The organism is Aeromicrobium sp., assembly GCF_036676885.1.
In the GTDB taxonomy this organism is placed as follows: domain Bacteria; phylum Actinomycetota; class Actinomycetes; order Propionibacteriales; family Nocardioidaceae; genus Aeromicrobium.
Map to the genome: position 1 here is coordinate 1 of NZ_JAKFCB010000050.1, position 8,004 is coordinate 8,004.

Sequence of the window (8,004 nt, forward strand, 5' to 3'; positions counted from 1 at the left end):
TTGAACTATCAGATCGAGCACCACCTGTTCCCCAACATGCCGCGCTGCAACCTCAAGAAGGCGCAGCCGCTCGTACGCGCGCACTGTGAACGCGAGGGCATCGACTACATGGAGGTCGGGCTGTTCCACTCGTACGCGATCGTGGTCGACTACCTCAACAACGTCGGCCTGCGCGCCCGTGACCCGTTCGACTGTCCCCTCTCGGCCCAGCTCCGCGCCCCCGATCGCGATCTCGGCAGGGTCGGCGTATGAGATCCGAGGACGAGTGGGAGCTGCTGTCGGAGACCGTGCGCGCGATGGGCGCGGCCAGCAGCCTGACGAACACGCTGGAGTCGGCCGTCGCCGGAGCGTTGGAGATCATTCCGCACGCCGAGCACGCCGGCTTGTCGCTCGTGTACGACCGGACCCGCATCGAGACCCCCGCCGCCACTGACCACGTCGCGCTCCGTGGCGACCAGCTGCAGTACGAGCTGGGTGAGGGGCCGTGCCTCCAGTCGATCCACGAGCAGGAGACGGTGTGGAGCGGGGACCTGACGGTCGAGCGCCGGTGGCCGCGCTGGTCCCGCCGCGCGAGCGACGAGCTGGGAGTCAGGAGCATGTTGTGCTTCCAGCTCTTCGTCACGCACAACACCCTCGGTGCCCTGAACCTCTACTCCGGCGAGCTCAACGCGTTCGAGTCGGAGGATCGTACGACCGGGTTGGCCCTGGCGGCGCACATCGCGGTGGCCCTGAGCTCGGCGCAGGATGCCGAGGGGCAGGCGAGCGCCTTGCTGGGTGCGTCCACGATCGGGCAGGCCCAGGGGATCCTCATGCAGCGCTACGAGCTCGTGCCCTCGCAGGCCTTCCTGGTTCTTGCCCGGGCGGCGCAGCGGGATGACTCCACGCTCCTGGAGGTCGCCGAGCGGCTGGTCGACAGCTCGGTGCGCCCGTCCGCCGGAAGGGCATGATCGTCCCCGAGGCCAGCTAGCGTGTGAGCACACCGGCAGAACGGGGTAGAGGTGGTGCGTGGCGTCGTGTGTCGGCCGGTGAGGAGAGCCCATGCTGACGGTTGATCTTGCCGGTACGCGGTGGGGCAATCGCGTGGCCGCCGCCGGCCAGGTCGCTCTCCTCGTGGCGCTCTGGGGCTTCTACCTGCTGTGCCGGCACCTGTTCGAGGGCAGCGAGCGGGTCGCCCGCGAGCACGCCGACCAGGTCTGGTCACTGGAGCGGACGCTGCGGCTGCCGAGCGAGGCGCGCCTGCAGGGCTGGGTGCTCCACTCCGATGCGCTGGTTCGCGTCGTCAACGCGATCTACCAGTACGTCCACTTCCCGGTCATGTTCGGCACCCTGGCTCTCCTGTATGTCCGGCGGAGAGACGTCTACCGATGGTTCCGCAACGTCCTGATCCTGACGACGGGCCTGGCGCTGGTCGGCCACATCGGCTATCCGCTGGCGCCGCCCCGGCTCGAGCCGGGCTTCGGGATCGTCGACACGGGTCTCGAGTTCGGCCAGAGCACGTACGACGGCAAGCCGGGGACGGGCTTCACCAACCAGCTGGCCGCGATGCCGTCGATGCATGTCGCGTGGGCCGCCCTCATCGCGATTGCGGTGGTCATGTGCCTGCATACGCGCTGGCGCTGGCTGGCTCCGCTGTACGCCGTGGCGATCTTGCTCGTGGTCGTGGTGACCGGCAACCACTACTGGCTCGACGGCATCGTGGGGCTGGCGTTCCTGGCGATCTCGATGCTGGTGTCACGGCCGCCCCGAACCGCCGACCTGCCCGCCTAGCGTACGGTCGTCCGGCTGGACTCGCCCCGCTTGCGGGCGCGGTAGGCCGCGGCCTTCATCTTGTTGCCGCACGTCTCCATGGCGCACCACTCGCGGCGGCGACCGCGTGACGTGTCGAGGTACGTCTGTGTGCACCCGGGGCGTGAGCACTCCTTGAGCAGGTCGGCATCCGGACCGCCGAGGATGTTGATCGCATCGCGCGCCACGGTCGACAACGCCTGGACCGGTGTGGCCTGCGTGCGTCGGCCTCCGGGCGTCAGCTGCGGAATGACCGAGGGCTTCCGCGCTGCGTCGTTGACGACCGACAGGGCAGACCCGTCGAACGCCGCGCCGGCCATGCGCGCTGCGACGAGCGAGTAGATCGCCTCGCGCAGCGCGATCGCGGCTGTCACGTCCCCAGGGCGGGACGCGGTGTCTCCGTCGACGATGCCGGACTCGGTGAACCACGAGTCGAGTCGTGCAGGAGACGTCAACATCTCGGTCGGCGACTCGTCCCGGCGAGCGCGCAGGGTGCCGACGAAGTCCAGCGAGAGGTTGCCGCAGGGGAAGGCGTGGTCCATGTCACGAGCATATCACGCGTAACCCCCTTGACCGGTGACGGTATGCGTGCCAACGTAGTAACCAGTCAGACCGGTGACGGACGGAATCCGCCAAGATGACCCCGAGAGGGTCAAAGGAGCACGAGTCATGGACATGAAGCTCGAAGTGGTGGTGGTACCCGTCGCCGACGTGGACCGCGCCAGGGAGTTCTACGAGTCGCTGGGTTGGCGGCAGGATGCCGACTTCTCCGCGAACGACGGCCTGCGGGTCGTCCAGCTCACGCCGCCGGGTTCGGAGGCATCGGTGATCTTCGGTGACCGCCTCACGACCGCGGTCCCGGGCTCGGTCCAGGGCCTGCACCTGGTCGTGTCCGACATCGAGGAGGCCCGGGCGGAGCTCGTCGGCCGCGGTGTCGACGTCTCGGAGGTCTTCCACGACGCGGGTGGCGTGTTCCACCACGCCGGGACCGAGGCTCGCGTGCCGGGCCCTCATCCCGAGCGGGCCGGCTACGGCTCGTTCGCCTCGTTCAGCGACCCGGACGGCAACGAATGGGTCGTCCAGGAGGTCAAGACCCGGGCCCCGGGACGGTGACCGACATGCTCACCACGAAGCTCGTGCTCGACGCCCTGGAGCGGGCCGCGACCGCTCATGGCGTGCACGAGGCCGAGGAGCTCGGTGGCGTCTACGACGAGGAGTGGCCGAGCTGGTACGCCGCCCACATGGCGCGGACCCTGGCCGAGGCGGGTCACCCGGTCGGGGCGGACGTCGTCAAGGGTGCGTTGGAGGACGCGGCGGTCGCGCATGCAGCGCACGAGAAGGACGCCGGCGTGAAGGATCCCGATTGGCCGCAGTGGTACGCGGCGCACATGACGCCGCTCCTGGCCGCTGACTGAGGCTACTGGCCCAGCAGGATCTCGAGCAGGTTCTTCTCGGTCGGCGTCGGCGAGGGCGACGGAGCCGGTTTGGCCGTCGGCGGCGGGGAGCTGGTGGTGGTCGGCGTCGCGGCCCCGACCGACGCCTTGACCGGCGGCTTCGGCGCCTGGGTGGCCGGATCGGTCGCCTTCGGCGACGGTGTCGCCGCGCTCGGGCTGGGTGTCGGCCTGTTGGTGGCGCCCGGTGTGCGGCCGGCAACGAGGGGGGAGTCGCCGCTGGCGTCAGGAAGTGAGGCGATGCGGTCTGCTGTCGTGGTGTCGCCGCGAGTGAACGTCAGCACGGCTGCCGTGGCGATCGTCGTCACGACGGCGGTGACGACGACCTTGTGGGTCTTGCTCATCCGCATGGGAGGGCTCCTCGCGGTCATGCCTGCCGGGGACTGGGAGTGTGCGGCTGCTGCGACGCTGCGAGACAGCCTATCGGTCAGCGTCCGGTCGTCCGAATCGTCTCGAATCGCAGGCTGGGAGGGCGACCCGCGTCGGTCGCCTCGACCGGAGAGACGGGCGTTCGAGGGCGTCGGGTAGTTTCGCGCCATGACGGAGTCCCCACCCGGCAACCCCGTGATCCTGGTGGTCGCCACACCCGAGCATCACGCCTCGCTGGCCGACGAGTTCGCGAGCCGGTACGCCCGCGACTACGACCTGCACGTCGTGGAGGGCGGCGCGCAGGCGTACGAGCTCAAGGGCTACCTGATGTCCGAGGGGCGACAGGTCGCGCTGGTCGCGGTGGACCACTCGATCGAAGGCGGAGCGCTGCCGCTGCTCGACAAGCTGCGGGTCGCCTCGCCGACGAGCCGCCGGATCGCCCTGGTGCCGGTCGCGCAGTTCGCAGCGGCGCTCGACGAGCTTCGTCCCGCGCTCGGCCAGGGCCGCCTCGACACATACCTGCTCATCCCGCAGGGCGCCCGCGACGAGGAGTTCCACACCGCGATCTCGGAGTACCTCTCCGACTGGAGCTGGTCGGCGACGGCGCCCGTCGTCGCCGGTGTGCAGATCGTCGACGACGGCACGCAGTCCTCGATCCCGGCGATCCGCGACTTCCTCGACCGGATGGGCATCGCGTACGAGCGGTTCCTCCCCGACAGCGAGACCGGGCGCGAGCTGATCGCCTCGATCGACGGCGAGCCGACGCTGCCGATCGTGAAGTCGTTCAGCCGCGAGCCGGTGACCGCCGCGACGGAGCGCACGGTCGCCGCGGCGTTCTACGGCACGCCCGCCGACCTCGGCGACGACTTCATCGCCGACCTCCTGGTCGTCGGTGGCGGACCCGCCGGGCTGGCGGCAGCCGTCTACGGCGCCTCGGAAGGTCTCAGCACGGTCGTCCTCGAGGCCGATGCGATCGGCGGCCAGGCGGGGTCGAGCTCGATGATCCGCAACTACCTCGGCTTCCCTCGGGGCGTGTCCGGCATGCGGCTGGCGCTGCGGGCACGCGTGCAGGCGACCCGCTTCGGTGCGCGGCTCTACACCGGCCGCGCGGTCACCGGGCTACGCGTGGGTGACGTGCACGAGGTCGACTTCGAGGGCGGCACGCTGCGCGCCCGCTCGATCCTGATCTCGTGCGGCGTCAGCTATCGGCGGCTCGGGGTCGCCGCGATCGAGGAGCTCGAGGGCCGGGGCGTGCACTACGGCGCCGCGACCAGCGTCGCGCGTGACATGCAGGGCCGTGACGTCTTCATCGTCGGCGGCGGCAACTCCGCGGGTCAGGCCGCGCTCCACCTCGCCCGGTTCGCCCGAAGCGTCACGATCGTCGTACGCCGTGACGGCCTCGCCGAGACCATGTCGGCGTACCTGATCAACGAGATCGCGACCCACAAGCGGATCTCGGTGCGAACCGGCTCCAGCGTCGTCGACGGCGGAGGCGACGGGCGACTGCAGTGGATCGACCTCGAGGACTCGGCCGGCGCGACCGAGCGGATGTCCGCGGAGGGGCTGTTCCTGCTGCTCGGCGCCGATCCCGGGTGCAGCTGGCTCCCGCCCGAAGTCGTCCAGGACGAGCGCGGGTTCGTGCTGACCGGCCGCGAGATCCCGATGGATCGCTGGGTCGACGGCCGGCCGCCGGCACCGCTCGAGACCACGACTCCCGGGATCTTCGCCGCGGGTGACGTCAGGTCCGGCTCGATGAAACGGGTCGCGTCGGCCAGCGGCGAGGGTGCCGCGTCGGTCGCGCAGGTGCACGCGCATCTGGCGCCGGTGCGGCCCTAGCCCGTCAGTCGGAGGTGCGGGACGGCCGCCAGCTCGTGAGGAGCATCCCGGCGGCGCCGAGGACTCCTGCGGCCGCGGCGCCGAGGCCGATCGCGACGCCGTCGAGGTCGAGGTCCAGCGCGTGGTCGAGCGACACCTTGCCGCCGCCGAGGAGTGCGAGGGCGGTCAGCGCGAATGCCATCGTCATGACGTACTCATAGCCCTCGCCCTTGCGGAAGATGAAGAACCCGTTGCGCCGGTGCACCGTCACGAACGCGACGGTCATGATGCCGATGCCCGCGGCCGCGGCGAAGGGCACCAGGAGGCCGACGATCAGGGCCGCACCCGCCGCCAGCTCGAGGTATGAGCTCACGGCCGCGTGCACCTTGGCGGGCCGCAGGCCGATGCTCTCGAACCAGCCGGCCGTGCCCTTGAGCCCGCCGGGGCCGAAACCGTGGTTCCACCCGTGCGCGATCAGCGTGACGCCGAGGGACAGCCTGAGGATCAGGGACGCGGTGTCGAGCTCGTTCATGTGACTCCTTGGGTGCGTGGCTCGGACAGCCTACGGGTGGCGGGTGCGGACCCACCTGGTCAGCAGCCCGCCGTCGGCCTCGATCGCGTGGCCGAGCGTCATGGTGTGGTGCACGGCGTCGTGGCCGTGCGCGATCCGCGGGGCGTCGCCGCAGGCAAGGACCGGGGCGATCGTGAGGCACAGCTCGTCGACCAGGTCGAGCCTGACCAGCTCGCCGTGCAGGCTCGGCCCGCCCTCGCACAGCACGCGGTGCCAGCCCCGCTCGGAGAATGTGTCGAGCACGGCGGTCCAGTCGATCTCGCCATGGCCCACGGCGATGACCTCGACGGTCTCGCGGAGCGTCGCGACCGCCTCCGGCGCGGCATCGGCAGTCGTCACCACGACCGTGCCGGGCGCGACGAGAGCCGGAGGGATGCCGAGGCGGCGACTCACCAGCACCATCGTCGGGACCGGAGACAGACCGAGCCGCGCACGCAGGTCGGTGTCGACCTCGAAGTCGGCGTAGCCCTCGTCGCGTGCGGTGCCGGCGCCGACCACGATGACGTCGGCGAGCGACCGGAGCAGCGCGAACACGCGGGTGTCGGTCGGGCCGCCCAGTGTCCCGGACTTCCCGTCGGTGCCGGTGGCGGCTCCGTCGAGCGTCGACACGAAGTTCGTACGCACCCACGGCCGGTCGCTCGGCGGGTAGGCATACAGGCGTTCGAGCTCACCGGCGTCCAGGGTCATGACTGCACCCTACAAACCCACCACGCAGAGCCCATCGGAGTGCATTCATGACCCAGGCCCCGGTGCCCGCCGTCATCACGCTGTGGGTCGGGTCCACCTGGACCGAGCGTTTGTAGGCTGGCCCGCATGGAAGCCATCAATGTCTCGCAACCGCCGTCGGGCGAGGGTTGCGTCGAATGTCTCGCGGACGGTGGGTGGTGGGTCCACCTCCGCCGGTGCGCGGCCTGTGGCCACGTCGGGTGTTGCGACACCTCCCCGGCCCAGCACGGCACGAAGCACTTCCGGGAGACCGGTCACCCGCTCATCCAGTCGTACGAACCCGGGGAGGACTGGTTCTGGGACTTCCGGAACGGCGAGGCGCTCGACGGACCCGAGCTCGCACCGCCTCACCACCACCCCGTCGACCAACCGACGCCCGGACCCGCGGGCGCGGTCCCGGCCGACTGGCGGTCCAGGATCAACTAGGGAGCCGGATCCGGCTGGGTCTCGGGCTCCGGCTCGGGCGACCCGCCGGGGCCGGGATCGCCGCCGGGGAGCACCTCGGGGAACGCCGGATCGGGCAGGTCCGGCGTCGTGGGCCTGCCGGGATCGTCCTCGCTCGGACCGGCCGGGTCGTGCGCGGGTTCGGGTGGGGCAACCGTCATGCTTCCTCCTGAGGTACGCGTGGCAAGGGCGTACCCGCGGCAGGTCGGCTCAATCGCCGGCAGCGGGGGACCGCCGGCGATTGACGAGGGCACTAGCCCTGTCGGGCCTTGAGGCGTGGGTTCTGCCGGTTGATGACGAACGTGCGACCGCGCCGGCGTACGACCTGCGAGCCGGGCTGGTCCTTGAGCGAGCGAAGCGAGTTGCGGACCTTCATCTGCTGTCCTTCCTGTGCGTGGGAATCACGCGTACCTGACAACGATTGTCAGGTGGTCGCTATTCCCACGATTCCGAGCGGCCCTGCTTGAGCGAGCTGCGGCGCTTCTTGGCGTCGAGCCGGCGTTGCTTCGACGCCCGGCTGGGACGGGTGGCGCGGCGCGGTTTGGGCGGCACGATCGCCTGCGACACCAGGTCCTCGAGGCGTACGCGGGCCGCTTCGCGGTTGCGGTGCTGGGAGCGGTACTGCGACGACACCACCGTGATCGTCCCGTCGACCAGCCGGTTGCTCAGCCGCTGGGCGGCGAGCTCCTTCTGGGCGGGGGAGAGCGCGGTGGTGTCGGCGAGCGACCAGATCAGCTCGACGCGGGTGTCGGTCGTGTTGACGTGCTGGCCGCCGGCGCCCGAGGAGCGAGAGAACCGCCAGGTCATCTCGCTCTCGGGCAGGGACAGGCGTCCGTTATGACT

Annotated in this window: 14 protein-coding genes; 7 read left to right on the forward strand and 7 right to left on the reverse strand. The window is 70.6% G+C overall.

Annotated elements, in window-relative coordinates; translation table 11 throughout:
* The 3 genes from V6M46_RS02725 to V6M46_RS02735 all read left to right on the forward strand — a co-directional run.
* The coding region (locus tag V6M46_RS02725) for a fatty acid desaturase family protein (RefSeq protein WP_332662228.1) at nt 1–252 on the forward strand (252 nt) is incomplete at its 5' end.
* A complete protein-coding gene (locus V6M46_RS02730; protein ID WP_332662229.1) occupies nt 249–947 on the forward strand; it encodes a GAF and ANTAR domain-containing protein in 699 nt (232 codons plus the stop codon). The genes V6M46_RS02725 and V6M46_RS02730, both read left to right, overlap by 4 nt.
* A 91-nt stretch (nt 948–1,038) precedes the next feature.
* A complete protein-coding gene (locus V6M46_RS02735; protein WP_332662230.1) occupies nt 1,039–1,767 on the forward strand; it encodes a phosphatase PAP2 family protein in 729 nt (242 codons plus the stop codon).
* On the opposite strand, the gene V6M46_RS02740 is transcribed toward V6M46_RS02735, so the two are convergent.
* Entirely contained in the window at nt 1,764–2,327 is a 564-nt protein-coding gene (locus tag V6M46_RS02740; RefSeq protein ID WP_332662232.1) for a CGNR zinc finger domain-containing protein, read from the reverse strand. The two genes, V6M46_RS02735 and V6M46_RS02740, sit on opposite strands and share 4 nt — an antisense overlap.
* 127 nt (nt 2,328–2,454) lie before the next feature.
* Between V6M46_RS02740 and V6M46_RS02745 the strand changes: the two genes are divergently transcribed.
* Nucleotides 2,455–2,898, forward strand: coding sequence for a VOC family protein (locus tag V6M46_RS02745; RefSeq protein WP_332662233.1), 444 nt, complete (start codon nt 2,455–2,457; stop codon nt 2,896–2,898).
* A gap of 5 nt (nt 2,899–2,903) precedes the next feature.
* A complete protein-coding gene (locus V6M46_RS02750; protein ID WP_332662234.1) occupies nt 2,904–3,200 on the forward strand; it encodes a hypothetical protein in 297 nt (98 codons plus the stop codon).
* A 2-nt stretch (nt 3,201–3,202) separates the two neighbouring features.
* On the opposite strand, the gene V6M46_RS02755 is transcribed toward V6M46_RS02750, so the two are convergent.
* Nucleotides 3,203–3,586 (reverse strand): hypothetical protein, encoded by a 384-nt coding sequence (locus tag V6M46_RS02755; protein ID WP_332662235.1) that lies wholly within the window; start codon nt 3,584–3,586, stop codon nt 3,203–3,205.
* A 187-nt stretch (nt 3,587–3,773) separates the two neighbouring features.
* On the opposite strand from V6M46_RS02755, the gene V6M46_RS02760 reads away from it, so the two are divergent.
* Complete coding sequence (locus tag V6M46_RS02760) at nt 3,774–5,441, forward strand: FAD-dependent oxidoreductase (protein WP_332662236.1); 1,668 nt, start codon at nt 3,774–3,776, stop codon at nt 5,439–5,441.
* Between the two features lie 4 nt (nt 5,442–5,445).
* Here the strand turns inward: V6M46_RS02760 and V6M46_RS02765 are convergent, their stop codons facing one another.
* Nucleotides 5,446–5,952, reverse strand: coding sequence for a DoxX family protein (locus tag V6M46_RS02765; RefSeq protein WP_332662237.1), 507 nt, complete (start codon nt 5,950–5,952; stop codon nt 5,446–5,448).
* 30 nt (nt 5,953–5,982) lie between these two features.
* Nucleotides 5,983–6,678 (reverse strand): pyrimidine reductase family protein, encoded by a 696-nt coding sequence (locus V6M46_RS02770; RefSeq protein ID WP_332662238.1) that lies wholly within the window; start codon nt 6,676–6,678, stop codon nt 5,983–5,985.
* Between the two features lie 126 nt (nt 6,679–6,804).
* Between V6M46_RS02770 and V6M46_RS02775 the strand changes: the two genes are divergently transcribed.
* Entirely contained in the window at nt 6,805–7,143 is a 339-nt protein-coding gene (locus V6M46_RS02775; RefSeq protein ID WP_332662239.1) for a UBP-type zinc finger domain-containing protein, read from the forward strand.
* Here the strand turns inward: V6M46_RS02775 and V6M46_RS02780 are convergent.
* The 3 genes from V6M46_RS02780 to arfB form a co-directional block, all read right to left on the reverse strand.
* Nucleotides 7,140–7,322 (reverse strand): hypothetical protein, encoded by a 183-nt coding sequence (locus tag V6M46_RS02780; protein WP_332662240.1) that lies wholly within the window; start codon nt 7,320–7,322, stop codon nt 7,140–7,142. The two genes, V6M46_RS02775 and V6M46_RS02780, sit on opposite strands and share 4 nt — an antisense overlap.
* 92 nt (nt 7,323–7,414) lie before the next feature.
* Nucleotides 7,415–7,537, reverse strand: coding sequence for a type B 50S ribosomal protein L36 (gene ykgO, locus V6M46_RS02785; RefSeq protein ID WP_332662241.1), 123 nt, complete (start codon nt 7,535–7,537; stop codon nt 7,415–7,417).
* 59 nt (nt 7,538–7,596) lie between these two features.
* Nucleotides 7,597–7,989 (reverse strand): alternative ribosome rescue aminoacyl-tRNA hydrolase ArfB, encoded by a 393-nt coding sequence (gene arfB, locus V6M46_RS02790; protein WP_332662242.1) that lies wholly within the window; start codon nt 7,987–7,989, stop codon nt 7,597–7,599.
* Nucleotides 7,990–8,004 lie beyond the last annotated feature (15 nt).

Coding starts and splice junctions, on each gene's coding strand:
- V6M46_RS02730 (WP_332662229.1), top strand. CDS start 249: ATGAGATCCGAGGACGAGTGGGAGCTGCTGTCGGAGACCGTGCGCGCG.
- V6M46_RS02735 (WP_332662230.1), top strand. CDS start 1,039: ATGCTGACGGTTGATCTTGCCGGTACGCGGTGGGGCAATCGCGTGGCC.
- V6M46_RS02740 (WP_332662232.1), bottom strand. CDS start 2,327: ATGGACCACGCCTTCCCCTGCGGCAACCTCTCGCTGGACTTCGTCGGC.
- V6M46_RS02745 (WP_332662233.1), top strand. CDS start 2,455: ATGGACATGAAGCTCGAAGTGGTGGTGGTACCCGTCGCCGACGTGGAC.
- V6M46_RS02750 (WP_332662234.1), top strand. CDS start 2,904: ATGCTCACCACGAAGCTCGTGCTCGACGCCCTGGAGCGGGCCGCGACC.
- V6M46_RS02755 (WP_332662235.1), bottom strand. CDS start 3,586: ATGCGGATGAGCAAGACCCACAAGGTCGTCGTCACCGCCGTCGTGACG.
- V6M46_RS02760 (WP_332662236.1), top strand. CDS start 3,774: ATGACGGAGTCCCCACCCGGCAACCCCGTGATCCTGGTGGTCGCCACA.
- V6M46_RS02765 (WP_332662237.1), bottom strand. CDS start 5,952: ATGAACGAGCTCGACACCGCGTCCCTGATCCTCAGGCTGTCCCTCGGC.
- V6M46_RS02770 (WP_332662238.1), bottom strand. CDS start 6,678: ATGACCCTGGACGCCGGTGAGCTCGAACGCCTGTATGCCTACCCGCCG.
- V6M46_RS02775 (WP_332662239.1), top strand. CDS start 6,805: ATGGAAGCCATCAATGTCTCGCAACCGCCGTCGGGCGAGGGTTGCGTC.
- V6M46_RS02780 (WP_332662240.1), bottom strand. CDS start 7,322: ATGACGGTTGCCCCACCCGAACCCGCGCACGACCCGGCCGGTCCGAGC.
- ykgO (WP_332662241.1), bottom strand. CDS start 7,537: ATGAAGGTCCGCAACTCGCTTCGCTCGCTCAAGGACCAGCCCGGCTCG.